Raw genomic sequence first — 23,714 nt, forward strand, 5'->3', positions numbered from 1 at the left:
CGAGGGTGATTCGCGCGTCCCGCATGCACCGGATGCGCGGAATGCATCAGCTAGAATTTCGGGTTCCCGCGAGCATTTTTCATCCCTTGCCCGCGCCCTTTACCCGGAGTTGCAACGTGATCGACTTTCCCCGCATCAAGCGCCTGCCGCCATATGTCTTCAACATCACTGCCGAGTTGAAGATGGCCGCCCGGCGCCGCGGCGAAGACATCATCGACATGAGCATGGGCAACCCGGACGGCTCCACGCCCCAGCACATCGTCGACAAGCTCGTCGAGGCCAGCAAGCGCCCCGACACCCACGGCTACTCGGTTTCCAAGGGCATCCCGCGCCTGCGCCGCGCCATCACCAACTGGTACAAGACCCGCTACGAGGTCGAGTTCGACGCCGACAGCGAGGCGATCGTCACCATCGGCTCGAAGGAAGGCCTGGCCCACCTGATGCTCGCCACGCTCGACCGCGGCGACACCGTGCTGGTGCCCAACCCGAGCTACCCGATCCACATCTACGGCGCGATCATCGCCGGCGCCGACATCCGCTCGGTGCGCATGACGCCCGGCGTAGATTTCTTCGCCGAACTCGAGCGCGCGATCCGCGAGACGCTGCCCAAGCCCAAGATGATGATCATGGGCTTCCCGAGCAACCCGACCGCCCAGTGCGTCGATCTCGAATTCTTCGAGCGCGTGATCAAGCTGGCCAAGGAGCACGGCATCCTCGTCGTGCACGATCTGGCCTACGCCGACATCTGCTTCGACGGCTATCAGGCGCCGTCGATCATGCAGATCCCGGGCGCGCGCGACGTCGCGGTCGAGTTCTTCACGATGAGCAAGAGCTACAACATGGCCGGCTGGCGCATCGGCTACATGGTCGGCAACAAGGAAATGGTGGCCGCGCTCGCGCGCATGAAGAGCTATCACGACTACGGCACCTTCACGCCCATCCAGGTGGCGTCGATCGCCGCGCTCGAAGGTCCGCAGGACTGCGTCAAGGAAATCACCGCGCAGTACCAGAGCCGCCGCGACGTGCTCGCGCGTGGCCTGCAGGACATCGGCTGGAACGTCGAGGTGCCCAAGGCGTCGATGTACATCTGGGCCAAGCTGCCCGAGCCCTATGCCCATCTCGGCTCGCTCGAATTCGCCAAGCGCCTCCTGGCCGACGCGAAGGTGGCGGTGTCGCCCGGCATCGGCTTCGGCGACTACGGCGACGACCATGTCCGCTTCGCGCTGATCGAGAACGAGCAGCGCACCAAGCAGGCGCTGCGCGGCATCAAGGAGATGTTCCGCAAGGACGGACTCCTGCCCCGGAACGCCGCGTGATGACGACCGCCGCGCGCATTGTCGAGCTGCACGACGCCGACGGGCGCTTCACTGGCCAGGACTGGCTGGAGCGCGCCTGGCCGGTGCATCGGCAGCTGCGGCCGCATCTCGATGATTTCGCGGGCTATGCGAAGCGCATCGAGGCGGTGACGGCGGGCGGCGCGCGCATGGCGCTCGCGGTGGCGGGTGATGTCGTCGCGGGCAAGGCCCTTGACGGCGGCCTGGTCGGGCCTGATGCAGCGGTGCTGGGCGTGGCGGTGTTCCGCTGGTTCGCCAACACCCACGACGGCCTGCGCTTCTACGTCGATGATCTCGTCACCGACGAATCGCGTCGCTCCGGCGGCGTCGGCAAGCTGATGATCGACTGGCTGCGTCAACGCGCCGTCGCGCTCGACTGCGACAGTTTCACGCTCGAATCGGGCACCCAGCGCCAACAGGCGCACAAGTTCTACTTCCGCGAAGGCATGGTGATCCCGTCCTTCAGTTTCAAGGCAGCGCTCAAACAATCATGAAACCCATCAAAGTCGGTCTGCTCGGCATCGGTACCGTGGGCAGCGGTACGTTCAAGGTCCTCCAGCGCAATCAGGGCGAAATCACGCGCCGTGCCGGTCGCGGCATCGAGATTGCGATGGTGGCCGACCTGAACACCGCCCGCGCGCGCCAGCTGGTGGGCAACGCCGCCACGGTCACGGACAACGGCCGCGACGTGGTGACGAACCCCGAGATCGACGTGGTCGTCGAGCTGATCGGCGGCACCGGCATCGCCAAGGAACTGGTGCTCGAAGCCATCGCCAACGGCAAGCATGTGGTGACGGCCAACAAGCATCTGCTGGCCAAGTACGGCAACGAGATCTTCGCGGCGGCGCATGCCAAGGGCGTGAGCGTGGCCTTCGAGGCGGCCGTCGCCGGCGGCATCCCGGTCATCAAGGCGCTGCGCGAGGGCCTGACGGCCAATCGCATCGAGTGGATCGCCGGCATCATCAACGGCACCACCAACTTCATCCTGTCGGAGATGCGCAGCAAGGGCCTCGCCTTCGACACGGTGCTCAAGCAGGCGCAGGAACTCGGCTATGCCGAGGCCGATCCCACGTTCGACATTGAGGGCATCGACGCCGCGCACAAGATCACGCTGATGAGCGCGATCGCCTTCGGCATCCCGGTGCAGTTCGAGAAGGCGCATGTCGAGGGCATCACCAAGCTGACGCCGGCCGACATCGAGTACGCGGAAGAACTCGGCTACCGCATCAAGCTGCTCGGCATCTCGCGCCGCACCGGCGACGGCATCGAGCTGCGCGTGCATCCGACGCTCGTGCCGGCCAAGCACCTGATCGCCAATGTCGAGGGCGTGATGAACAGCGTGCTGGTCAAGGGCGACGCCGTCGGCCAGACGCTCTACTACGGCGCCGGCGCCGGCAGCGAACCGACCGCCTCGGCCGTCATCGCCGATCTGGTGGACATCACCCGCACGCTCACCGCCGACCCGCACAACCGCGTGCCGCATCTGGCCTTCCAGCAAGGCTCGCTGGCCGACACGCCGATCCTGCCGCTGGGCAAGGTGGTGTCGAGCTACTACCTGCGCATCCGCGTGGCCAACCAGACCGGCGTGCTGGCCGACATCACCCGCATCATGGCCGACCAGGACATCTCGATCGATGCGCTGCTCCAGAAGGAGCCGGCCGAGGGCGAGCACCAAGCCGAGGTCATCGTGCTGACGCACCAGACCGCCGAGGCGAACGTCGATGCCGCGATCGCGAAGATCGAGGCGCTGCCCACGGTGGTCGGCAGCGTCGTGCGCATCCGCCAGGAAGACCTGAGCTGAGGACCGCGTGATGACGACGATCACTCCCGCCGCCGGCGATGCGCTGATCGTCGTCGATGTGCAGTACTGCTTCTGCCCGGGCGGCGAACTGGCCGTGCCGGACGGCGACGCGGTGGTGCCGGTCATCAACGCGATCGCGCCGCGCTTCGGCACGGTGGTGGCGACGCAGGACTGGCATCCGGCCGGGCACATCTCGTTTGCCTCGTCGCATGCCGGCCGCCAGCCCTTCGAGAGCATCACGCTGCCCTACGGCGAGCAGGTGCTCTGGCCCGACCACGCGGTGCAGGGCACGCGCGGCGCGCAGCTGCATGACGCGCTGGATGTGCCCAACGCCCGCCTCATCCTGCGCAAGGGCATGAACCCGCGGGTGGACAGCTACTCGGCCTTTCTCGAAGCCGACAGGCGCAGCGACACTGGTCTTGCCGCCTGGCTCAAGTCGCAGGGCGTGACGCGGGTGTTCTGCGTCGGCCTCGCCTTCGACTTCTGCGTCGCCTGGACCGCGCTCGATGCGCGCGCCGCCGGCTTCGAGGCGGTGGTGATCGAAGGCGCCTGCCGCGCCATCGACGCCAACGGCTCGGCAGACGCGGCGCGCGCGCAGATGCTTGCCGCTGGCGTCACGCTGATCCCGATGCTCGACTGAACTGCCGGCCGGTGCTGCAAACGATTGCAGCACCGGCCGATCCGGGCCCGACCGAAGCGGAACGGTCCCGGCGCCGCCCCGATCGCGGCAAGCACCCGCCGCTCGGCGGCACCGAATCCGTCCCGCCGGCTCCGCGCCTGCGGCCCGACATCTTTCCGATACCGACCGCGCAGCCGCCGGTCCCGACACCGCCATGAAGTACTTCAGCACCCGCGGCGCCGCGCATGACGCGCCCAAGTCCTTCCTCGACATCCTGCTCGCGGGCCTGGCCGACGATGGCGGCCTCTACCTGCCGCTCACCTATCCGCAGGTGTCCGCCGACGATCTCGCGCGCTGGCGCGGCCTGAGCTATGCCGACCTCGCCTTCGAGATCCTGAGCCGCTTCGCCGACGACATCCCCGCCGACGACCTGCGCGCGATCACGCGCAAGGTCTACACGGCCGAGGTCTACCGCAACGTGCGCGACGGCGAGAACGCCGCCGACATCACGCCGCTGCGCGTGCTGGGCGAGGAGGGCGGCACCAGGCTGTCGCTCCTCGCGCTGTCGAACGGCCCGACGCTCGCGTTCAAGGACATGGCGATGCAGTTGCTCGGCGCGCTGTTCGAGTACGCGCTGGCCAGGACCGGCATGCACCTGAACATCCTCGGCGCCACCTCCGGCGACACCGGTTCGGCCGCCGAATACGCGATGCGCGGCCGCAAGGGCGTGAAGGTGTTCATGCTCTCGCCCAAGGGCAAGATGAGCGCCTTCCAGACCGCCCAGATGTTCAGCCTGCAAGACCCGAACATCTTCAACCTCGCGGTAGAAGGCGTGTTCGACGACGCGCAGGACATCGTCAAGGCCGTGTCGAACGACATCGCGTTCAAGGCCAAGTGGGCGATCGGCACGGTCAACTCGATCAACTGGGCGCGCGTCGTGGCCCAGGTCGTGTACTACTTCAAGGGCTACTTCGAGGCCACCTCGTCGAACGACGAGCGCGTGAGCTTCACCGTGCCGTCGGGCAACTTCGGCAACATCTGCGCCGGTCACATCGCGCGCCAGATGGGCCTGCCGATCGCCAAGCTGGTGTGCGCGACGAACGAGAACGACGTGCTCGACGAGTTCTTTCGCACCGGCAGCTACCGCCCGCGCAAGAGCGTCGAGACCTACCACACGACCTCGCCGTCGATGGACATCAGCAAGGCGAGCAACTTCGAGCGCTTCGTGTTCGACCTATTCGACCGCGACGTCGCCGCCTTCCGCGCGACCTGGCTGAAGATCGATTCCGAAGGCAGCTTCACGCTCGACGCCGACAAGCGCGCGCTGGTTGCGACGAAGTTCGGCTTTGCGTCGGGCCGCTCGTCGCATGCCGACCGCCTCGCCACGATCCGCGACATCGACGCGCGCTACGGCGTCGTGGTGGACACGCACACGGCCGACGGCATCAAGGCCGCGCGCGAGCAGCTGGAGCCGGGCATCCCGATGGTGGTGCTCGAAACTGCGCTGCCCGCCAAGTTCACCGAGACGATCGAGGAAGCGCTCGGCCGTCCGGCGCCGCGTCCGGCCGGCTTCGAGAACCTCGAAAGCCTGCCGCAGCGCTCCGACGTGATCGCCAACGATGTCGAGGCCGTCAAGGCCTACATCGTCAAGCACGCGGGCTGAGCGCCGTGAAGGTCTTCGGCATCACCGGCTGGTCGGGCTCGGGCAAGACGACGCTCATCGAGCGGCTGCTGCCGGCGCTCGTGGCGCGCGGCCTGAGCGTGTCGGTCATCAAGCACACGCACCACAACTTCGATATTGACAAGCCGGGCAAGGACAGCCACCGCATCCGCGAGGCCGGCGCGCACGAGGTGCTGCTCGCCGGAGACCATCGCTGGGTGCTGATGCACGAGCTGCGCGACGAGGCCGAGCCGCCGCTCGAAGCCCAGCTCGCGCGCATGGCGCCGGTGGACATCGTGATCGTCGAGGGCTACAAGCGCGCGCCGATGCCCAAGCTGGAGGTGTGGCGCGAGGAGGTCGGCAAGCCGGTGCGCTTTCCGGAGGACGACAGCATCGTGGGCGTTGCCTACGACGGCCCGCCGCCCGCCGGCTGCGCGCTGCCGCTGCTGCTGCTGTCCGACATCGAGGCCATCGCCACCTTTGCCACGAAGCACGCGCTCGACGTGACGATCGAGGCGCATGCGCGGCTCGGCGGCGGGCGCTGAAGGAGTCGCGATGAAGATCCGCATCCTCTACTTCGCCGCGCTGCGCGACGCGCTCGACCGCGCCGACGAGACGCTCGACACCACCGCCGCCACGCTCGCCGACCTGCGCGCCGAACTTGCCGCGCGCGGCGGTGCCTGGGCCGAGCGCTTCGGCGACGCCAGCCCGGCCGCGCGCCGCGTCAAGGCGGCGGTCGACCAGACCATGGCCACGCCTGACACCCCGCTGCGCGACGGTGCCGAGGTGGCCTTCTTCCCGCCCGTGACCGGCGGCTGAAAGCCGGCCAGCGCGGCGCGCCACCGCGAACCAGGCCCGCTCCGCGATCCCCACCCGCCCGAAAGCCCGCCATGCCCGTCCGCGTCCAGACCGAAGACTTCGACCTCGGCGCCGAGATCGCCGCGCTGCGTGCCGGCGATCCGTGCGTCGGCGCCGTCGCCACCTTTCTTGGCACGGTGCGCGACGCCAATCCCGACCTCGGTGATGGCGAGGTGCGCGAACTCGTGCTGGAGCACTACCCCGGCATGACCGAGAAGTCGCTCGAAGCCATCTGCGCCGAGGCGCGCGGGCGCTGGGACCTGCTCGACATCCTCGTCATCCACCGCGTCGGCCCGTTGCGGCCGACCGACCAGATCGTGCTCGTGGCCGTGACCAGCGCGCATCGCGGCGAAGCCTTCGCTGCCTGCGAATTCGTCATGGACTACCTGAAGACCCGCGCGCCGTTCTGGAAGAAGGAACGCACGCCCGACGGCGAACGCTGGGTCGAGGCGCGCGACAGCGACGACAGCGCCGCCGACCGCTGGGCGAGCTGAGTTGCCTTCTTTTCGGGCGTTCCGCAACCGCCCGTAAGAGTGTGTTTGTGACGTATTCCGCATGGAAGCATCCGCCCCGGGCGGAGGGGTATTGCCGCCTCCTGGCGGGCTGAACGTCGTCCGACCCGCCCGCGGCCTTCGCCGCGCAGCCGGCGGCGTGCTCGCAAGAAAGGCAACCATGCAACGAGGTCTACCGTTGGCCGCCGCAGGCGGCTTGCTGCTCACAGTGCTGGCCGTTCTGACCGGCTGTGGCGGTGGTGGTAGCAGCAGCGGCGATTCTGGCGGCAGTGCCGCCGCCCCACTGGCAGCGGGCAAGGCGAATTCGGCGGCGGCCTTCGTCGCCGACACCATCGACGCCTACGCCTCGCTCGACACCAGCGGCCGCCTGGCCGGCCGCGCCGAATCGCGGCTGCTGTCGATCGTCTACATCGCCATGTACGACGCCGCCGACGCGGTCGATCGCCGCTATCAGCCTTACCAGTCCGTGCTCGCCGTCAACGCGAGCGCCGACGTGGCCGCCGCCGTCGCTGCCGCCGCGCGCAAGGCGCTGCTCGCGACCACGACCGGCCAGACCGCCCGCATCGAAAGCTGGTACTCGTCGCAGATCGCCGCGCTCACGGCCGGTCCGGCGGTCACCGCCGGCATTGCGCTCGGTGAGCAGGCGGCGGCCGGCATCATCGCCGCGCGCACCGGCGACGGCGCCGAATCCGCCGACGTCAGCCTGAGCACCGACGCGATCACCAACGGCATCCCGCCCGCCGCTGGCGCCTACATCCCGACGCCTACCTACTACGCCCCCGCCGCCTATTCGGCCTGGGGCGCCGTCAAGCCCTTTGCCGTCGCCTCCGTCAGCGACTACATGGTGCCCGCGCCCGAGTACTACACCGCCCTCGACGGCGACTACTTCCAGCGCGAGATGGCGGAAGTCATGTGCTACGGCCGCCTGCCGAGCATCGGCATCCCCGCCTGCGACAACGCCACGCCACCCAAGGTGCGCACGGCCGACCAGTCCGAACTCGCTCAGTTCTGGCGCGAATCCGCGTCGCAGAGCTGGAACCGCATGGCGCGCGAGATCGCGACCGCGCGGGGCCTCGGCGGGCTGGAGCAGTTGCGGCTCTACGCGCTGCTCAACATGGCCCAGGCCGACGCCTTCACAGCCGCCTCGCTCGTCAAGTACACCTACAAGTTCTGGCGCCCGGTCACGGCCATCCGCAATGCGGCGATGACGGGCGGCAGCTCGCCGGTGACGGTGTCGAACTGGCTCCCTTACGACCCGGTCACACCCGCGCATCCGGACTATGTGTCCTTCCACGCGGCGGCCGGTGGCGCGGCGGCGCATGTGCTCAAGACCGTGTTCATGGCCAACGACATCGCCTTCGACCAGAGCAGCCAGACCGCCAACGACACCAGCAAGAAGCGCCACTTCGCGAGCTTCACCGACGCGGCCGAGGAGAACGCGATTTCGCGCGTGTACATCGGCTACCACTTCCGGCTCGCGACCACGCTCGGCCTCGACCTCGGCAACAAGGTCGGCGACGCGACGATGGCGGCGAAGCTCAGGGCGCTGTGAGTCGGGGGCGCAGCAGGGCGGGCGTGTCGTGGCGGAGCGGCGGGGCGGGCGTGGTGCGGCGGCGCGGCAGTGCCGGCACGGTGCCGCGGCGCCTACGCATCCGCGGAGCGGTCAGTCAGCCGCGTAGCGCGAACAGCTCGGGCCGCGCGACCTTGTAGCGCCGCAGCCAGAGCAGGCTTTCCGGCACCAGCGTCTTGATCGCCTTCCACAACTCAATGCGGGCGGCATCGTCATCGGCGCGGCTCGCGAGGGTTTCGCCGAGCGACCACCAGGCGTCCCAGTCCACCTTTTCCAGCTCGGCACGCAGGCCGGGCGGCAGGCGGCGCGCGGCATCGGCCATCGTCGCGAGCCGGGCCTCGACCTCGCGCCGCGCGATGCGCGAGGCGAAGAAGGCGTCGGGATCGTTCTCGTAGGAGAAGCTCAGGATGACGGCGCCTGCGTCGTCGAAGATGCCGAGCTGGGCGGCCGAGAGCAGGTCTGGCAGCCGGCCGGCGCCGGACGCGCCGGCGGCCGATGCGCCGTCGCCCCGCGCGCCGTCGCGGTTGCCGTCGCTATCGGGCAGAGCGGCCATCACGCCTGCACCTTCGGCCGGCGCGGGTGGAACTTCACCTCCGCGATCTCGACCGTGCTCGGCGGTGGCGCTTTGAAGATGTGCTTCTTCATGCGGCCGACCACATGCATCTCGCAGGGCTTGCAGTCGAAGCGCAGCGTGAGCTTCTCGTCGCCGTTCATGAGCGTCATCGGCTCGGCCTTCACCTGGCCCTGCACGCCGGTCACGCCCTTGGCCTGCTTGGGGCAGAGGTTGAAGCTGAAGCGCAGGCAGTGCTTGGTGATCATCAGCGACACTTCGCCCGCCTCCTCGTGCGCCTCGTAGGCGGCGTCGATCAGGCTCACGCCGTGCCTCGCATAGAAGGCGCGCGCCTTCTCGTTGTAGACGTTGGCGAGATAGCTCAGCGAGGTTTCGGGGTAGGGCACGGGCGGCTCGACCGGCGCCTTGCGCGGCGGGCGCGCATACGCGGCGAGGCGCGCCGCCTCCAGCTTCTCGATGGCGTCGCGGCGCAGCGCGTTGACGGCCGACGCCGGCACGAACCACGGCCGCGCGGTCGCGAGCGCGATGTCATGCGCCTCGAAGATCGTCGCGCCCAGCTTGCCGAGGCCGTCGCGCAGCGCCTGTTCGGCGCGGGCGGCGTCCTGCGGCGGCTGCTTCTCGACGGCGAGCGTGGCGGTGGCTTCGTGGCCGTCCTCGTCGGTGAGGGTGAGCGCGAGGCCGTCGGCGCTGTCTGACAGCCGCGCCCACAGGCCGATGCGGCGCTCGGCCGACTTCTTCGCGAGCGCGGCCTCGAAGCCGGTGTCGCGGTTGCGCGAGATCGCGAGGCCGAGCTTCAGATCCTTGAGTTCGGGCGTCGGCTGGTTGGTGTGCACGCGCCAGAACTGGCGGTCGTCGCTTGGCGCGGCGAGCTTCTCGACCTTGTCGGCGCGCACGCCGGCCACGTCGCGCTTGCGGTCGATCCAGCTCAGGCCGTCGCCGTTGCGCAGCGGCTCGGTCGTCTCGATGTCGAACCAGGTCGGTCCGAGCTTGACCACCGTGCCGAGCGGCAGGCCCACATGGCCCGGCGCGTCGAAGGCGCCGATGTCGCCCTGGCGGCCATTCACGAAGTAGTCGGTCGTGCCGCGGTTGAAGGTCTTTTCCGGCTCGGGGCGGAACGTGTACGTGCAGCTTCCCGACGACTCGCGGTGCAGCTCCGGGCGCTGTTCGAGAATCTCGTCGAGCAGCAGCCGGTAGTGCGCGGTGATGTTCTTGACGTAGGCCATGTCCTTGTAGCGGCCTTCGATCTTGAAGCTGCGCACGCCGGCATCGACCAGCGCCGCGAGGTTGGCGCTCTGGTCGTTGTCCTTCATCGACAGCAGGTGCTTGTCGTAGGCGACGACCGCGCCATTGGCGTCGGTGAGCGTGTAGGGCAGGCGGCAGGCCTGGGAGCAGTCGCCGCGGTTGGCGCTGCGGCCGGTCTGGGCGTGGCTGATGTAGCACTGGCCGCTGAAGGCCACGCACAGCGCGCCATGCACGAAGAACTCGATGACCGCGTCAGTCGCCTCGGCGCAGGCGCGCACCTCGTCGAGCGTGAGTTCGCGCGCGAGCACGATCTGCGAGAAGCCCGCGTCGCCAAGGAACTTCGCCTTCTCGACGGTGCGGATGTCGCATTGCGTGCTGGCGTGGATCTGGATGGGCGGCAGGTCCAGCTCCAGCAGGCCCATGTCCTGCACGATCAGCGCATCGACGCCGGCGTCGTACAGCTCGTGCACGAGCTTGCGCGCCGGCTCCAGCTCGCTGTCGTGGAGGATGGTGTTGAGCGTGGTGAACACGCGCGCGCCGTAGCGGTGGGCATGCGCCGCCGCGCGCGCGATGTCGGCCACGGAATTGTCGGCGGTCGAGCGCGCGCCGAAGGCCGGCCCGCCGATGTAGACCGCGTCGGCGCCGTGGTTCACCGCCTCGATGGCGATATCGGCGTCGCGCGCGGGCGAGAGCAGTTCGAGGGCGGGGCGAGGCTGGGGCATGGCGGCGGATGAAGCTTGAGCGGAATCGTCAAGTGTAAGCGGTGGGCGGCCGTCATCGCGTCGTCACGCCGAGGTCACGCGGCCGCCGCAACTTGCGCGTTTTGCCCAAGCCAGCAGGCGCGCCATGACTCTTCCCGAACTGCCCGACGACCACGACCTCATCCGCCGCATCCAGCGCGACCTCGCCGACGGCTACGACGAGGAATTCGAGATGGAGCTGGAGGACCGTTCCATCGACGACCTCGCGGCGGGCGGCACCCGCGTGCCCGACGAAGCCGAGAAGGAGTATCGGCGCCGCTACTTCCGCGAGCTGTTCAGGCTCCAGGGCGAGCTGGTCAAGCTCCAGGACTGGGTCCAGCACACGAGGCAGAAGGTGGTGGTGCTGTTCGAGGGCCGGGACGCGGCGGGCAAGGGCGGCGTCATCAAGCGCATCACCCAGCGGCTCAATCCGCGCGTCTGCCGCGTGGTGGCGCTGCCGGCGCCCAACGACCGCGAGCGCACGCAGTGGTACTTCCAGCGCTATGCGGCGCATCTGCCGGCGGCGGGCGAGATCGTGCTGTTCGACCGCAGCTGGTACAACCGCGCCGGCGTCGAGCGGGTGATGGGCTTCTGCTCGGAGGACGACGTGGAGGAGTTCTTCCGCAGCGTGCCCGAGTTCGAAAAGATGCTTGCGCGCTCGGGCATCAGGCTCATCAAGTACTGGTTCTCGATCACCGACGAGGAACAGGAACTGCGCTTCCTCGGCCGCATCCACGATCCGCTCAAGCAATGGAAGCTGAGCCCGATGGACCTCGAAAGCCGGCGCCGCTGGGAGGACTACACCAAGGTCAAGGAGGAGATGCTGGAACGCACCCACATCCCCGAGGCGCCATGGTGGGTGGTGCAGGCGGTGGACAAGAAGAAGGCGCGGCTCAACTGCATCCACCATCTGCTCGGCCAGTTCGACTATCACGAGGTGGAGCGGCCGGAGATCGTCCTGCCCGAGCGCGTGCGGCACGAGGACTATCTGCGCCAGCCGGTGCCGGCGTCGATGATCGTGCCGGAGGTGTTCTGAGCGCGGCGGGCGGGCGCATGCCAGCGGTTCGTGGCGCGCGCGCCGGCGTGGCCGACAGCAGCGACCGAGGCGGCCGGCCGGGAATGGGCGCGAGGCTGCAAGGCTTTGCAGCGCCGGCCGCGCTCGCCTTCAGCCTGCTCGCGGGTGGCGATGCCCGCGCAGCCCGGCCGATGATCACCGACGACGCCCGCGTGGTCGATCCACGCTCCTGCCAGGTCGAAAGCTGGGTGCGCCGGTCGGGTGGCAGCAGCGAGTACTGGGCGCTCCCGGCCTGCAACCTGCTCGATGTCGAAGTCGCGCTCGGTGGTGCCCACGGCCGCGACGAGACCGGCGCGCTCAAGACCGAGGTCGTCGCCCAGGCCAAGACCATCATCCGGCCGCTCGAACCGGACGGCTGGGGCTGGGGCGTGGCGGTCGGCAACCTCAACCATCCGTCGGTGGACAGCGCCCGGGCGATGCTCGGCGACGTGTACTTCAACCTGCCCGCGAGTTTCGCCTTCCGGGGCGACGACTTCGTGCTGCACCTCAATGCCGGCGTGCTGCGCGAGCGCGCGACCGCGCAGGGCCGCGCCACCTGGGGCATCGGCTCGGAGACGCGGCTTGGCGAGCGGCTGTTCCTCATCGCCGAGAGCTTCGGGCAGGGTGGCAGCGGCGGCTTCGGCCAGCTGGGCCTGCGCTGGTGGCTGCTGCCCGAGCGCCTGCAGCTGGACGTGACCGGCGGCGCCCGCCTCGGCGAACGCATGGACGGCCGCTGGATGAGCCTCGGCCTGCGGGTGCTGACGGACGCCTTCCTGCCGTGGTGAGCCGTAGCGCGAGGCGGGCGCTGCCCGGCGGCGTGACCGGGCAAGCGGCGTCGCGGCCGGAAGATCGCGCACCCGAGGCCCGTGCCCGGGAGCCGCTCCGCCCCCGCCGGTAAACTCGCGCCCCATGACCGACCTCACTCACGAAATCAAGCGCCGTCGCACCTTCGCGATCATTTCCCACCCGGACGCGGGCAAGACCACGCTCACCGAAAAGCTCCTGCTGTTCTCGGGCGCGATCCAGATCGCCGGCAGCGTCAAGGCGCGCAAGGCCAGCCGCCACGCCACCTCCGACTGGATGGAAATCGAGAAGCAGCGCGGCATCTCGGTCGCGTCTTCCGTCATGCAGATGGAATACCGCGACTGCGTCATCAACCTGCTCGACACCCCGGGCCACCAGGACTTCTCCGAAGACACCTACCGCGTGCTCACCGCCGTGGACGCGGCGCTGATGGTGGTGGACGCCGCCAACGGCGTCGAAGAACAGACGCTGCGCCTGCTCAAGGTCTGCCGCAGCCGCAACACGCCCATCCTCACTTTCGTCAACAAGATGGACCGCGAGGTGAAGGAGCCGCTCGACCTGCTCGACGAGATCGAGCGGACGCTGGGCATGAGCCTCGTGCCGATGACCTGGCCCGTGGGCATGGGCAAGCTCTTCCGCGGCGTGATGGACGTGCAGAACGACCGCATGCGCGTGTTCCGCGCCGGCGCCGACCGCGTCGATGACGCCGACGAAGTGGTCGAGGGCCTGCACAGCGACACCCTGGCCGAGCGCTTCGGCGCCGAATACGACAAGGCGATGGAAGAGCTGGGCCTGCTCCAGGACGCGACCCCGCCGCTCGACCGCCAGGAGTTTCTCGACGGCAAGCAGAGCCCGCTGTTCTTCGGCTCGGCGGTCAACAATTTCGGCGTGCGCGAGGTGCTGGATGCGCTCGTGCAGCTCGCGCCGCCGCCCGGCGCGCGCGTCGCGCAGGAGCGCGAGGTGCAGCCGGTCGAGCCCAAGTTCTCGGGCGTGGTGTTCAAGGTGCAGGCCAACATGGACCCGGCCCACCGCGACCGCATCGCCTTCGTGCGCGTGAGTTCGGGCGAGTTCTCGCGCGGCATGAAGCTCAAGGTGACCCGCTCGGGCAAGGAAATCCGGCCGCAGACGGTCGTGACCTTCATGTCGCAGCGGCGCGAACTGGTCGAGCAGGCGGTCGCGGGCGACATCATCGGCATCCCGAACCACGGCACGCTCCAGCTCGGCGACACGCTCACCGAGGGCGAGGCGCTCAACTTCACCGGCCTGCCGTTCTTCGCGCCGGAGTCGTTCCGCGCGGTCGAGATCAAGGACCCGCTGCGCAGCAAGCAGCTGCGCCAGGGCTTGCAGCAGCTCGGCGAGGAGGGCGCGATCCAGGTGTTCCGCCCGCATGCCGGCGGCTCGCTGCTGCTGGGCGCGATCGGCCAGCTGCAATTCGAAGTGGTGCTGCACCGTCTCAAGAGCGAATACGGCGTCGAGGCGCGGCTGGAAAACACGCGCTTCCAGCTCGCCCGCTGGATCACCTGCGACGACGACGCGGTGCTGCAGAAGTTCATCGAGACCGAGGCCTTCCGCGTGGCCTGGGACGTGGTGGACGCGCCGGCCTTCATGGCCGCGCATCACAGCGAGCTGCAACTCGCGATGGAACGCGCGCCGCAGATCCGCTTTCACGCGATGCGCGAGCACGGCGGGCGGGTGTTCCACAAGGAAGCCTGATCGTGGGCCGGCAGGCTGCCGGCGGTGGACGAACAAACGGCCGGGCATGCCCGGCCGCGTTGTCAATTCAGCGGCAGCGTTTCCCGGCGTCGTGCGGCGGGAAACGGCTGCCGATCGCCGCAAGCGCAATCCCGATACGGGCGCCGCCTGCGCCCGCTCCTGACAGCACTCGCGGTCGGGCGCGCTTACTGCCCCATCGCCTGCCGGGCCGGCGCCGCCGCGCTGCGCGACTTCACGCCGCCCTGCTCGTCGCCGATCACCACCTCGACGCGCCGGTTCATCGCGCGGCCGTCGGCCGTGCCGTTGTCGGCGACCGGATAGCTCTCGCCGAGGCCCTGGGTCATCACGCGATCCGGGCTGATGCCCTTGAGCACCAGCGCCTGCTTGATCGCCTCGGCGCGGCGCAGCGACAGCTGCTGGTTGTAGTTCTCCGAGCCGACCGAGTCGGTATAGCCCTCGACCGAGATCTTGCGTTGCGGGTTCTCGTTGAGGAACTCGACCAGCTTGTCGAGCTTGGGCGTGGCCGACGGCGCGAGCGTGCTGCTGTTGAACGCGAACAGCACGTCGCCGAAGGTCACGACCATGCCGCGATCGGACTGCTGGGCCTGGAGGCTCGACAGTTCGTTGCGCAGCCGTTCGGCCTGGGCCTGAGCCTGCTGCGCCTGCATCTGCGCCTGCTGGGCCTGCATCTGGGCGTCGCTGGCCTGGGCGCGCGCGCGTTCGGCCTCGGTCTGGCGCGCCTGGAGGCGGATGCGGTCGGTTTCGGCCTGCACGTTCTTCAGCTGTTCGCCGTCGGCGCGCGACTGGGCGATCGCCATCGCCACCTTGGCGCGGCGGCTGGCCAGTTCGCTCAGGTGGGCGGTTTCTTCCTTGTCGCCGTCGTTCCAGGCGGTGTCGGCGCGGCGCAATGCGTCCTTGGCGTCGCGCAGTTCGTTGGGCGCGTAGGAGAGGGCGGACGGATTGCTCTCGACCATCTGCACCTGCTGGCGCGCGGCGTCGAGATCGGGATTGGGCTTGGGCGTCGAGGCGCAGCCGGCAAAAGCCAGCGACAGCGCGATGACGCCGCCGGCCAGCACGAGGCGGGAGGCGCGACCGGTCGTCATGGGCGCGCGGTCATGCGCCGACGGAGCGCGGGAAAGGGTGAGCGGTGTGGTCTTCATGTCGGTTCTCCCTCGGTCCGTCATTGCGCGGCGGCGCCGCTGCGGTTGATCTCAGTGCGCAGCGCGTCGAGCGACTTCTGCACGTCGGCGACGGCCTGGCGGCTGCTGGAAGCACGCGCCGAGGCCATCGCGAGGCGGGCGTCGGCATCGGCCAGCTCGGCCATGCGGCGCGCGGTCACGTTGTCTTCCTTGTCGAGCGCGCGGTTGGCGGCGGCGATCTCGTCGCGGGCGCGGGCCAGCGCGGTCGCGCCTTCCGGATCGGTGATGGGCTGGGCGCTCGCCTGATCGATGCTCGACCGGGCGACGGCGAGCTGGGCAGTCGGCGGCGGGACACTGGCGCAAGCGCCAAGGCCGCCAGCAAGGACGAGGGCGCCGAACAGCATGGCGACGCGCGAGCGCGGTGCGGCTGCGCGGGTGCGAGAGGCTTCCATGGGCTACTCCGTTTCTTCTTCGAGAAAGCGCCGGTCCGGGGTGGATCGGCTCGGGGCACATGGTCGCCACCGGCGCGGCGCGGGACTGTCGTCGGCGGGGACGACGGCGGGTCGGCGCGCGGCGGTTTCGCGTGTCGGCAGGCGGGCGGCCGGCGGCGACGGGCGTTGTCCTACAAGGACGGCGTGCTCGCGGCGGACGTGATGCTGGCGGGCGCGGGCGGGCACCGCGCCGGACGGGAATGAAAAGGGCGGACCCGCCGTGGCAGGTCCGCCCCTGGGTGCGATCACGCGCGCCAGGGCGCGGTCGCCGTCATGCGCGGCGGGCCGGCTGCCCGGCCCGCGCGGTCAGCATGTTCAGTTCAGCTTGAGCGCCTTGCTTTGCGGCAGGCGGATCTTGATGAACTCGTTGTCGTCCGGCTTCTTGGCGCCGACGTGGCGGCCGACGCTGAACGGATAGTTGTTGTCGTTGATGACCAGCAGCGTCGTGCTGTCGAGGATGAGGATGTCCTCGATCGTCGTGAACGGCATCGCGAACGGATCGCCGAGGCCCACGTCACCCGCGAGGCCGCCGGCGCTGATCTTGTTGGGATCGCGCAGCTTCATGAGATCGACCAGCTCGGTCTTGGTCACGTAGTCGCCGGCGGCGCCGAACTTCACCTGGAACAGCTTCTTGAAGCCGTTGAGGTCGCCCTGCGAGCCGTCGCGCTCGATCACGATGCCTTCGCTCGCGTTGAAGGTCGTGAAATCGCCGATGTTCGTGCCCTTGGCGTCGAGCTTGTACTTCCACTGCTTGCCCGTGTAGCTCTTGGACGCGAGGTCGAATTCGCTGATGAGCAGCGTCTTGGCGTCATCGCCGGCGAGCGGCTTTTCGAGCAGCGGGTAGAGCGTCCTGGCGTCGGGGCTGATCGCCATGCCTTCGAAGCCGCCCGAGGTCTGGGCGCGCACCGGGTTGCTCATGACTGTCGAGCGATAGGGCCAGAACAGGCCGGCCATCCACGGCGTGTTGGCGCCGCTCTCGTCCTGCATGTTGGTGCCGTCGTCGGTGTTGGCCGGATCGCCGTAGATCGGGAAGTCGCCGAACAGGTAGACGGTGCGGATCGCCGGCGCCGTCTCCTGCACGCGGATGAGCGTGCGGAAGTCGAAGCTCTGGATGTCGGCGCGGTCGGCCATGCCGTTGGCGAGGATCAGGCCCGCCAGCGTGTCGGCCATCTGCTGCACGCCGACGGTGCGGTCCTTGTAGACCTTGCCGTGGGCGTCGCGGTCACTGCGCGGATTGATCTTGGTCTCGATGTTGAAGCGCACGACCTTGGCGTTGGCCACGCGCACGGCGGCCTGCGGATGCGTCTTGCCGGCGCCGGTCTCGTAGTAGGCGATGTAGGCCGTGACCAGATCGAACAGGTCCTGGGTGCGCGGCACGACATAGGGGTCGATGTAGCCCTTGCTCGCGGCGAGCGCCACGCTCACCGGCGACAGCGCGCGGTCGTTCACCTGGCTCGCGCCGCGGAACAGCTTGTCGCAGATGAAGGTGGACTGGATCTGCGCGGCGGTCAGGTCCTTGATGAGGACTTCGTCGGCGAAGGTGTAGCTGGCGCCGTCGGCGCGGCGGCACTTGCCCGATTCGATGTACGGGTCGTGCTTGATGACCGACACGCCGTCCGACGTGATGCCCGAGTCGGTCTCGACGGTGGTCATGAGGTTGTCGAGCGCGACTTCCCAGGCGGGCAGGGTGTTCTCGGGGCGCAGGTTGCGGCCGCCGCGATGGCCCTGGGCGTCGAACTTCGTGATGTCGATGCGGCCGTCGGCGAGCAGGTAATCGCCGGCCTTGCCGTCGTTGTTGGCGTCGAAGGCGGCGACGGCGGCGTAGAGCAGGTCGGGGCGGTCGGAAATGATGCCGTTGATGCCGGCCTTGAGCAGCTTGGTCATCTGGGCGCTGTCGTTGACGGTCCAGGTCACGACCTTGTAGCCGCCGTTCTGCAGCGAGGCGACATCATGGATTTCGGACGTGGCGGGCGTGAGGCCGGGCTGCGGATTGTTGCCGCGCGCGTAATGCGCGTTGGGGTCGCTCTGGACGCTGTTGCGGTTGTATTTCAGCTCGACGTAGTAGGGCGAGAACACCGGCGTGCGGGTCGCGCCGTGGGCGAAGGCGTGGGCGCGCACCGCGTTCATGATGCGCAGCGGCGTGCCTTCTTCATTGAGCGGGCTTTGCGCGGCGCGCACCTTCTTGCCGGCGTTGGCGAAGTCGGGCAGCTCGATGGGGGTGTCGAGCACGACGCCGTTGGCGTCGGTGTGGATCAGGAAGGGGCCGAATTCATCGCCGAACCAGAGCGTGCCGTCGGCGGCGCGGCGGAAGGATTCGAGGTCGAAGTCGGCGCCGGTCAGCACGCGGTCGGTCGTGAAATGGTTGACGATCGCCCAGGGCACCTTCCGATTCGGGTCCTTGAGTTCGATGTAGCCCTTGACCGTCACGTTGCCGCTGCCGCCCGCCTTCTCCTTGTAGTCGGCATCGACCTTGTACACGCGCAGGTTGAAGTCGGCCGAGTTCTCGATGCTGCCGTAGCCGTTGTCGGCCATGACGAGCAGGCCGCCGTCCGGGTCGGGCAGCACGGCCGAGAAACCCTGCACCGGCTGGCGCGCGAACGGCACGGTCGCGCCGTTGCTGTCGCCCGAGATGTACTGCGCCGACTTCGGGCCGTCGGCGAAGGTCGCGGCGGGCAGGACGGCGCGGGCGGCGAGCGTGGGCTCGGTGATGTCGGCGACGCTGTTGTTGTCGTCGTCGCTGGAGCAGGCGGCCACGAAGGAGGCGCCGACGAGGGCGGCGATCGTGGTCAGCCGCAGCAGGCGCGGGCGGTGCAGGGACATGCGGTGTTCTCCTGATGATCTTGTGACGGAAATCACAAGGGTCGGAGGCGGCAATGTCCCGGCAATGAAAGTGACGCGACAGCCATGTGGCGGCCGGCGCCATCTGCTTGTCAGGAAGTCGGGCTAGACGCGCTGGCGCGCGTCGGCCGCCGTCAGGGCTGGAAGGCGTGGCCCGAGATGAAGCCGGTACAGCTCGGCTGCACGGTGGTGTCGGTGTGATAGACGTTCAGCGAGATGCCGTTGCCGCCGCCGGCCACGTAGTACACCGGGTCGCTGAATACGCCGTTGAGCGTGGCGCTGCCGCTGTAGATGTAGCGGCTGGAGAAGGTCTCGCGGCCGCGATAGCTGAGCGCGAGCGGCGTGAGCGAATAGCCGGTCGATGAGCTGGGACCGGTGTTCTGCGTCACGCTCAGGTAGATCTGCGGAAAGCTGTCCGAAGCCGAGGGCGTCGAGCACTGGAGCGTGACCGTCTCGATGAAGTAGCGCTTGCCGGTCGGCGTGGCGAACTGGATGAAGGTGTTGACCGTGTTCGTGCTGATCGTCGCCGACTTGCTCTGCATGAAGGGGAAGCGGTCGGGGTTGTCGGCGTCGCGGGTGTAGGTGATGACCTGGGCATCGGCCGGTCCGGTACCGAAGCCGGCAACCAGCAGCGCGATGGTCAGCGCGCGGCGGGCGGTGGGAAGGGAGCGCATCGGGAGTCTCCTGCTTGATCTTGGTCGAGCGCGGATGATGGTTCGGGCACGGTCTCGTCCGACTGGCCGGATCTGCCCGGTCGTCGGGAGGTGGCGCGGGCAGGCTCAGCGGCCGGCGCCGGGGTCGGGGAGCACGAGCATCTGGCGGCCATCGGGGAGCTGGCGCACCTCGGGCACCGGGCCGCCGGGCTGTGCGGAGCCGAGGGGCGCGGGAGTGTCGTCGATCAGGCTGAGCTGCTGCACGCGGCGTCCGCCGACGACGCGGGTTTCGACGCGGGCGCCTTCGGGGGGCGTGACGACCGGGACTCGGTCGTCGGTGCGAGCCTTGGCCGGCGGACAGGCGGGCGGCTGGATGGCGGCAGGCGCGGGCCGGTCGCCCTCGACCGGGCCGGGGGCGGTGATGTTGAGCATGCGGGCGCCACCGGGCAGGACGACCGCGCAGGTTGCGGCGGCCGGCGTGGCGGATGGCGCGGCGGCCAAGGCCGCCCGGCCGACCGGCGCGGGCGGTGCCGGCAGCGCCTGCACCTGGATCCTGGGGGCTTCGCCGCTGGCGGGCGGCGGTGCCGCGCCGGCGGTCTCGCCCATGACGCCGGACAGAATCAGCAGCGCGATGACCGAACGTGAGCGAATCGGGTTCATTGGGCCAGCGGGAGCGTGTGGCCGACGATGGTGCCGGAGCAGCTCGTGGCGCTCGAAGCCTCGGTGTGGAAGATGTTGTAGAAGATGCTGCGGCCGCCATTCGTGTCGAAGATGTTCGGATCGGAGTACGCGCGCAGCTGGGCCGTGCCCGTCCAGTACCAGCCGCCGAAGGGCGCCGGGCCGATGCGGGTCATGATGAACGGCGTGATGTAAGAGGACTGCAGGAAGTTGGCGCCGGTCTTCTGCAAGGTCGCGAGCTGGACCAGCGTTATCTGGTCGGTTGACGACGCCGTGGTGCAGACCAGACTCGCCTGGTCGATGAAATAGCGGAAGCCGAGCGGCGTGGCGAACTGCACGAAGCCGTTGACGTAGGGCGAGCTCGGCCCGCCACTGGCGCTCATCGTGAAGGGAGCGCGATCGGGGTTCTCGACATCGCGCATCGGCGTCGAGTATTGGGCGGCGGCCGGGCCGGCGAGGCCGGCGAAGGCGAGGGCGGCGGCAAGCCGGCGGAGCGGGATCGGGGTGTGCATGCGGGTTTCCTCGGGACGTGACGGACTGCGCGGATGGGCCTTGGCGGCGCGTGGGATGGACTGCGCGGATCAGCCCTCGCGGCGTGCGCGACGGCGGGAAACGGCGAAGGCGACGGCGGGCAGGCCGGCCAGCACCAGCAGCAGCGCGCCCGGCTCGGGCACCGGCGCGGCGAGCGCGAGGCCGGCGTTGTAGAAGCCGTTGCCGATGCCGCCGAGGTTGGCGAGGCTGGCCGCGCCCGAGCCGGCAAAGCTGTAGAGCGCCGATGGCCCCACGCCGTCATTGCCGATCACCAGGAAGCGACCGTGGGCCGCGTCCCAGGCGAGCCCGCCATTGAAGGCGAGGCTGCCGTCGCCGAGGTCGAACAGGGTGGTGGCGGTGGGCGTGCCGCCGCCGAGGTCGATGCGGGTGACGCGGCGCGCGATGCCGAGGTCGTCGCTGCCGATGGCGTAGAAGGCGCCGCCGCCCCAGGTCAGGCCCGAGTAGTAGCCGGCGCCGAGGCTGCCGACCGCGCTCGCGCCGCCGGCGCCCACGCTGTAGAGCGTGCTGGCGCCGACGCCGTCGAAGCCGATCGCATACAGCCCGCCGGTGCTGGCGGCAAGGCCGCCGGTAAATCCGCTGCCGAGGGCGATCGGCGTCGAGATCGAGCTCGGCGCGCCGGCGCCGAAGCTCGTGAGCCAGGAATTGCCGAGGCTGTCGTTGCCGATCGCGTAGAAGTTGCCGCCGCCCCAGGTCAGTCCGCCGTTGAAGGCAAGGCTGCCATCGCCGACGGCGCTGCTGCTGCCGCCGAGCCGGGTGAAGACGTTGCCGAGGCCGTAGTCATCGGCGCCGAAGGCATAGAGCGGGTCGGCCGGCAGGCTGGCATGGGCCGGGAGGCCCGCAAGGCCGAGCGTGAGCAGGGCGACGGCGCGCAGGCTGGTGGTGGACGGCATTCGTTTCCTCCGGGATCGGTGATCGCTGGCGGATGCCGACGCGGCCGACATCCGATGGAACCGGGGGGAAATCGAGGTTTTTTACCAGTCCTGACTCAGGTTTCCCGCCTGTTTCGTGAGAAATAACACCGAATCAGGCGGGAACCGCTTGTGTAACGAGGATTGTCCAAGGCCAACAGCCGCGCCCGCCGATGGACGGCCGTGCGGCGCTCGCGGGCGGTAACTCAGGTCGCAAGCCGGAAGCGGCCGACCAGCGCGGCGAGCGCCCGCGCCTGCTCGGTCAGGCTGTGCGCGGCGGCGGCGGTCTGCTCGACGAGGGCCGAGTTCTGCTGGGTCATGCCGTCGAGCGCGCCGACCGCGCTCGACACGGCGCCGAGGTCGCCGCTCTGATGCTCAGTCGCGCCGGCGATCTCGCCCATCAGTGCGTCGAGTCGCGCGATGCTGCGGCCGACCGCCTCCATCGCGCCGCGCGCCTCGGTGGCAGTGCGATGCCCGCCCTCGATGCACGCGAGCGAGTCCCGGATCAGCGCGCGGATCTCGGCGGCGGAATCGGCGGCGCGCTTGGCAAGGCCGCGCACCTCGGCCGCGACGACGGCAAAGCCGCGCCCCTGCTCGCCGGCACGGGCGGCCTCGACCGCCGCGTTGAGCGCGAGCAGATTGGTCTGGAAGGCGATGCCATCCATCGTCGCGACGATGTCGCCGATGCGGCCCGAGGCGGCGGCGATGTCGGCCATGGTCGTGGCCACGCGCTCGACCACCGCACTCGCGTCATGGGTCATGCGCGCGGTGTCGGCCGCGACGCCGCGTGCCTCGCGCGTGCCGTCGGCATTGCCGTTCACGGCGCGTGCCAGCTGCTCGATCGAGGCACTGGCCTGTTGCAGGCTGCCCGAGGCGCGCTCGGTGCGCTGCGACAGGTCGAGGTTGCCTGCCGATACTTCGCCTGCCGCATGCTCGATCTCGTTCGCGCCGGCCTGGATGTTGCCGACCAGGCTGCGCAGGCCGGCCGTCATGTCGCGCAGCGCGCCGAGCAGCCGGGCCACGTCGTGCCGACCTTCGGCATGGATGGCGAGGGCGAGATTGCCGTCCGCCACTTCCTCGGCGATGCGGATGGCCTGCTCGACCGGTCGCCGGATCGAACGGGCGATCACCGCGCCCAGCACGCCGAAGGCCGCGAGCGCCGCGAGCGCGCAACCGGCCAGCGTCCAGCGGATGCGCGCCGCGAAGGCGGTCTGCCCGGCCACCGAGGCAGTCGAGGCGGCGAGCGTGTCGCGGTGGATCTCGTCGAGCGCAACCTCGGCGCGATGAATCGCCGGCTTGGCGGCGAGACCGGCATCGGCGGCGATCGCGGCGTCGGATACGCGACCGTTGGCGATGTCGTCACGCAGGCGGGCGAACAGCCGGCGGTACTCGGCCACGTCGGCGCGCGCGGCGGCAAGGCGCCGCGCGTGCTCGGACGCGAGGCCGGCGAGGTCGCCGTCCTGCGCGAGTTCGTCGAAGCGCTGGCCGGCGTCATCCCATTTCTTCAGGTAGGGCTCGAAGCGGTCTGGGTTGCCGGCGCCGAGTTGCAGATCCTTCTCGAAGCGGCGCAGCTGCATCACCTGCTGGCGCAGGCTGGCGACGGCGTCGCTGCGATGCAGGGCGGCGAGCATCTGCTGCTGGGCGACATCGAGCCGGTCAAGCGCGCTGATGCCAACGCCGCAGACGAACACGAGGGCGAGCCCGCAGCTGCCGAGCAGCAGGCCGAGCTTTCGGGAGATGGAGAGGCGGTCGAGCATGGGATGGTCCGGGCAGACGAGCGGGAAGGCGCCATCGTCCGCGTGCGTCCGCGAAGCCATGGCCGCGAGCAGCGGCGCAATCTGCGCTCACTTCGCGGGACGGCCGACATGAGGTCGTCACGCGCGCATGCAAGCGGGCTGCGGCATGGCGTTCGACGGTGCTTGACCGCGCGCAAGCCCGGCGTGTCCGGGCGGGCCGCGCCGGCATGACGGCTTGAAA

The 23,714-nt window shown here is 69.5% G+C and carries 22 protein-coding genes; 12 read left to right on the top strand and 10 right to left on the bottom strand.

The features are described 5' to 3' along the window. Positions 1 to 116: 116 nt before the first annotated feature. The 9 genes from alaC (at position 117) to H566_RS30360 (ending at position 8,336) form a co-directional block, all read left to right on the top strand. On the top strand, positions 117 to 1,316 hold the full coding sequence (alaC, locus tag H566_RS0108990) for an alanine transaminase (RefSeq protein ID WP_028311176.1): 1,200 nt from the start codon (positions 117 to 119) through the stop codon (positions 1,314 to 1,316). Then, positions 1,316 to 1,828: a GNAT family N-acetyltransferase gene (locus H566_RS0108995; RefSeq protein ID WP_034411008.1), complete on the top strand. Its 513-nt coding sequence runs from the start codon at positions 1,316 to 1,318 to the stop codon at positions 1,826 to 1,828. Before alaC ends, H566_RS0108995 begins: the two co-directional genes overlap by 1 nt. Further along, complete coding sequence (locus H566_RS0109000) at positions 1,825 to 3,135, top strand: homoserine dehydrogenase (protein WP_028311178.1); 1,311 nt, start codon at positions 1,825 to 1,827, stop codon at positions 3,133 to 3,135. Before H566_RS0108995 ends, H566_RS0109000 begins: the two co-directional genes overlap by 4 nt. Positions 3,136 to 3,145: 10 nt before the next feature. Then, positions 3,146 to 3,775, top strand: a complete 630-nt coding sequence (pncA, locus tag H566_RS0109005) for a bifunctional nicotinamidase/pyrazinamidase (RefSeq protein WP_028311179.1) — start codon at positions 3,146 to 3,148, stop codon at positions 3,773 to 3,775. A gap of 193 nt (positions 3,776 to 3,968) precedes the next feature. Continuing rightward, the gene (thrC, locus tag H566_RS0109010; RefSeq protein ID WP_028311180.1) at positions 3,969 to 5,417 is read left to right on the top strand and encodes a threonine synthase; all 1,449 of its coding nucleotides are present in this window, start codon (positions 3,969 to 3,971) and stop codon (positions 5,415 to 5,417) included. 5 nt (positions 5,418 to 5,422) lie between these two features. Beyond that, a complete protein-coding gene (gene mobB / locus H566_RS23990; protein ID WP_034411010.1) occupies positions 5,423 to 5,959 on the top strand; it encodes a molybdopterin-guanine dinucleotide biosynthesis protein B in 537 nt (178 codons plus the stop codon). 10 nt (positions 5,960 to 5,969) lie between these two features. Then, positions 5,970 to 6,233, top strand: a complete 264-nt coding sequence (locus tag H566_RS0109020) for a MoaD/ThiS family protein (protein ID WP_028311181.1) — start codon at positions 5,970 to 5,972, stop codon at positions 6,231 to 6,233. A 71-nt stretch (positions 6,234 to 6,304) separates the two neighbouring features. Then, a complete protein-coding gene (gene moaE, locus H566_RS0109025) occupies positions 6,305 to 6,766 on the top strand; it encodes a molybdopterin synthase catalytic subunit MoaE (RefSeq protein WP_028311182.1) in 462 nt (153 codons plus the stop codon). A 214-nt stretch (positions 6,767 to 6,980) separates the two neighbouring features. Then, positions 6,981 to 8,336 (top strand): vanadium-dependent haloperoxidase, encoded by a 1,356-nt coding sequence (locus H566_RS30360; RefSeq protein WP_169732508.1) that lies wholly within the window; start codon positions 6,981 to 6,983, stop codon positions 8,334 to 8,336. 115 nt (positions 8,337 to 8,451) lie between these two features. Here H566_RS30360 and H566_RS27400 read toward each other — a convergent pair whose 3' ends face one another. Both H566_RS27400 and H566_RS0109040 read right to left on the bottom strand, forming a co-directional pair. Beyond that, complete coding sequence (locus tag H566_RS27400) at positions 8,452 to 8,907, bottom strand: ribonuclease HepT family protein (protein ID WP_051378418.1); 456 nt, start codon at positions 8,905 to 8,907, stop codon at positions 8,452 to 8,454. Further along, positions 8,907 to 10,889, bottom strand: coding sequence for a peptidase U32 family protein (locus H566_RS0109040; protein ID WP_028311184.1), 1,983 nt, complete (start codon positions 10,887 to 10,889; stop codon positions 8,907 to 8,909). The genes H566_RS27400 and H566_RS0109040 overlap by 1 nt, the downstream gene beginning before the upstream one ends. A gap of 124 nt (positions 10,890 to 11,013) precedes the next feature. On the opposite strand from H566_RS0109040, the gene ppk2 reads away from it, so the two are divergent. The 3 genes from ppk2 (at position 11,014) to H566_RS0109055 (ending at position 14,478) form a co-directional block, all read left to right on the top strand. After that, a complete protein-coding gene (gene ppk2, locus H566_RS0109045; protein WP_028311185.1) occupies positions 11,014 to 11,943 on the top strand; it encodes a polyphosphate kinase 2 in 930 nt (309 codons plus the stop codon). Between the two features lie 17 nt (positions 11,944 to 11,960). Further along, positions 11,961 to 12,746, top strand: coding sequence for a hypothetical protein (locus H566_RS0109050; RefSeq protein WP_211238061.1), 786 nt, complete (start codon positions 11,961 to 11,963; stop codon positions 12,744 to 12,746). Between the two features lie 124 nt (positions 12,747 to 12,870). Beyond that, the gene (locus H566_RS0109055; RefSeq protein ID WP_028311187.1) at positions 12,871 to 14,478 is read left to right on the top strand and encodes a peptide chain release factor 3; all 1,608 of its coding nucleotides are present in this window, start codon (positions 12,871 to 12,873) and stop codon (positions 14,476 to 14,478) included. A 185-nt stretch (positions 14,479 to 14,663) separates the two neighbouring features. Here H566_RS0109055 and H566_RS24000 read toward each other — a convergent pair whose 3' ends face one another. The 8 genes from H566_RS24000 to H566_RS24005 form a co-directional block, all read right to left on the bottom strand. Beyond that, a complete protein-coding gene (locus H566_RS24000; RefSeq protein ID WP_245591313.1) occupies positions 14,664 to 15,638 on the bottom strand; it encodes an OmpA family protein in 975 nt (324 codons plus the stop codon). A gap of 20 nt (positions 15,639 to 15,658) precedes the next feature. Next, positions 15,659 to 16,069 (bottom strand): DUF4398 domain-containing protein, encoded by a 411-nt coding sequence (locus tag H566_RS0109065; protein WP_051378422.1) that lies wholly within the window; start codon positions 16,067 to 16,069, stop codon positions 15,659 to 15,661. A 354-nt stretch (positions 16,070 to 16,423) separates the two neighbouring features. Then, positions 16,424 to 18,928: an esterase-like activity of phytase family protein gene (locus H566_RS0109070; protein WP_051378424.1), complete on the bottom strand. Its 2,505-nt coding sequence runs from the start codon at positions 18,926 to 18,928 to the stop codon at positions 16,424 to 16,426. Positions 18,929 to 19,080: 152 nt separating this feature from the next. After that, positions 19,081 to 19,620, bottom strand: a complete 540-nt coding sequence (locus H566_RS0109075) for a hypothetical protein (protein WP_028311190.1) — start codon at positions 19,618 to 19,620, stop codon at positions 19,081 to 19,083. A gap of 105 nt (positions 19,621 to 19,725) precedes the next feature. Next, positions 19,726 to 20,259, bottom strand: coding sequence for a hypothetical protein (locus H566_RS0109080; protein ID WP_028311191.1), 534 nt, complete (start codon positions 20,257 to 20,259; stop codon positions 19,726 to 19,728). Continuing rightward, complete coding sequence (locus tag H566_RS0109085) at positions 20,256 to 20,789, bottom strand: hypothetical protein (protein WP_028311192.1); 534 nt, start codon at positions 20,787 to 20,789, stop codon at positions 20,256 to 20,258. Before H566_RS0109085 ends, H566_RS0109080 begins: the two co-directional genes overlap by 4 nt. 69 nt (positions 20,790 to 20,858) lie before the next feature. Further along, positions 20,859 to 21,719: a PEP-CTERM sorting domain-containing protein gene (locus H566_RS0109090; protein WP_028311193.1), complete on the bottom strand. Its 861-nt coding sequence runs from the start codon at positions 21,717 to 21,719 to the stop codon at positions 20,859 to 20,861. Positions 21,720 to 21,943: 224 nt separating this feature from the next. Beyond that, positions 21,944 to 23,494 carry a methyl-accepting chemotaxis protein gene (locus H566_RS24005; protein ID WP_156924349.1) on the bottom strand — a complete coding sequence of 517 codons (1,551 nt, stop codon included), beginning with the start codon at positions 23,492 to 23,494 and terminating at the stop codon, positions 21,944 to 21,946. Positions 23,495 to 23,714: the final 220 nt, after the last annotated feature.

The organism is Derxia gummosa DSM 723 (assembly GCF_000482785.1).
In the GTDB taxonomy this organism is placed as follows: domain Bacteria; phylum Pseudomonadota; class Gammaproteobacteria; order Burkholderiales; family Burkholderiaceae_E; genus Derxia; species Derxia gummosa.

Excerpts from the sequence above, each read along its gene's own strand:
- H566_RS24000 (WP_245591313.1), bottom strand. The coding sequence starts at position 15,638 with ATGAAGACCACACCGCTCACCCTTTCCCGCGCTCCGTCGGCGCATGAC.
- H566_RS0109080 (WP_028311191.1), bottom strand. The coding sequence starts at position 20,259 with ATGAACCCGATTCGCTCACGTTCGGTCATCGCGCTGCTGATTCTGTCC.
- H566_RS0109020 (WP_028311181.1), top strand. The coding sequence starts at position 5,970 with ATGAAGATCCGCATCCTCTACTTCGCCGCGCTGCGCGACGCGCTCGAC.
- H566_RS27400 (WP_051378418.1), bottom strand. The coding sequence starts at position 8,907 with ATGGCCGCTCTGCCCGATAGCGACGGCAACCGCGACGGCGCGCGGGGC.
- ppk2 (WP_028311185.1), top strand. The coding sequence starts at position 11,014 with ATGACTCTTCCCGAACTGCCCGACGACCACGACCTCATCCGCCGCATC.
- H566_RS0109050 (WP_211238061.1), top strand. The coding sequence starts at position 11,961 with ATGCCAGCGGTTCGTGGCGCGCGCGCCGGCGTGGCCGACAGCAGCGAC.
- H566_RS0109055 (WP_028311187.1), top strand. The coding sequence starts at position 12,871 with ATGACCGACCTCACTCACGAAATCAAGCGCCGTCGCACCTTCGCGATC.
- H566_RS0109070 (WP_051378424.1), bottom strand. The coding sequence starts at position 18,928 with ATGTCCCTGCACCGCCCGCGCCTGCTGCGGCTGACCACGATCGCCGCC.
- H566_RS0109090 (WP_028311193.1), bottom strand. The coding sequence starts at position 21,719 with ATGCCGTCCACCACCAGCCTGCGCGCCGTCGCCCTGCTCACGCTCGGC.
- H566_RS0109085 (WP_028311192.1), bottom strand. The coding sequence starts at position 20,789 with ATGCACACCCCGATCCCGCTCCGCCGGCTTGCCGCCGCCCTCGCCTTC.
- pncA (WP_028311179.1), top strand. The coding sequence starts at position 3,146 with ATGACGACGATCACTCCCGCCGCCGGCGATGCGCTGATCGTCGTCGAT.
- thrC (WP_028311180.1), top strand. The coding sequence starts at position 3,969 with ATGAAGTACTTCAGCACCCGCGGCGCCGCGCATGACGCGCCCAAGTCC.
- H566_RS24005 (WP_156924349.1), bottom strand. The coding sequence starts at position 23,494 with ATGCTCGACCGCCTCTCCATCTCCCGAAAGCTCGGCCTGCTGCTCGGC.
- H566_RS0109065 (WP_051378422.1), bottom strand. The coding sequence starts at position 16,069 with ATGGAAGCCTCTCGCACCCGCGCAGCCGCACCGCGCTCGCGCGTCGCC.
- H566_RS0109000 (WP_028311178.1), top strand. The coding sequence starts at position 1,825 with ATGAAACCCATCAAAGTCGGTCTGCTCGGCATCGGTACCGTGGGCAGC.
- H566_RS0109075 (WP_028311190.1), bottom strand. The coding sequence starts at position 19,620 with ATGCGCTCCCTTCCCACCGCCCGCCGCGCGCTGACCATCGCGCTGCTG.
- moaE (WP_028311182.1), top strand. The coding sequence starts at position 6,305 with ATGCCCGTCCGCGTCCAGACCGAAGACTTCGACCTCGGCGCCGAGATC.
- H566_RS0109040 (WP_028311184.1), bottom strand. The coding sequence starts at position 10,889 with ATGCCCCAGCCTCGCCCCGCCCTCGAACTGCTCTCGCCCGCGCGCGAC.
- H566_RS0108995 (WP_034411008.1), top strand. The coding sequence starts at position 1,316 with ATGACGACCGCCGCGCGCATTGTCGAGCTGCACGACGCCGACGGGCGC.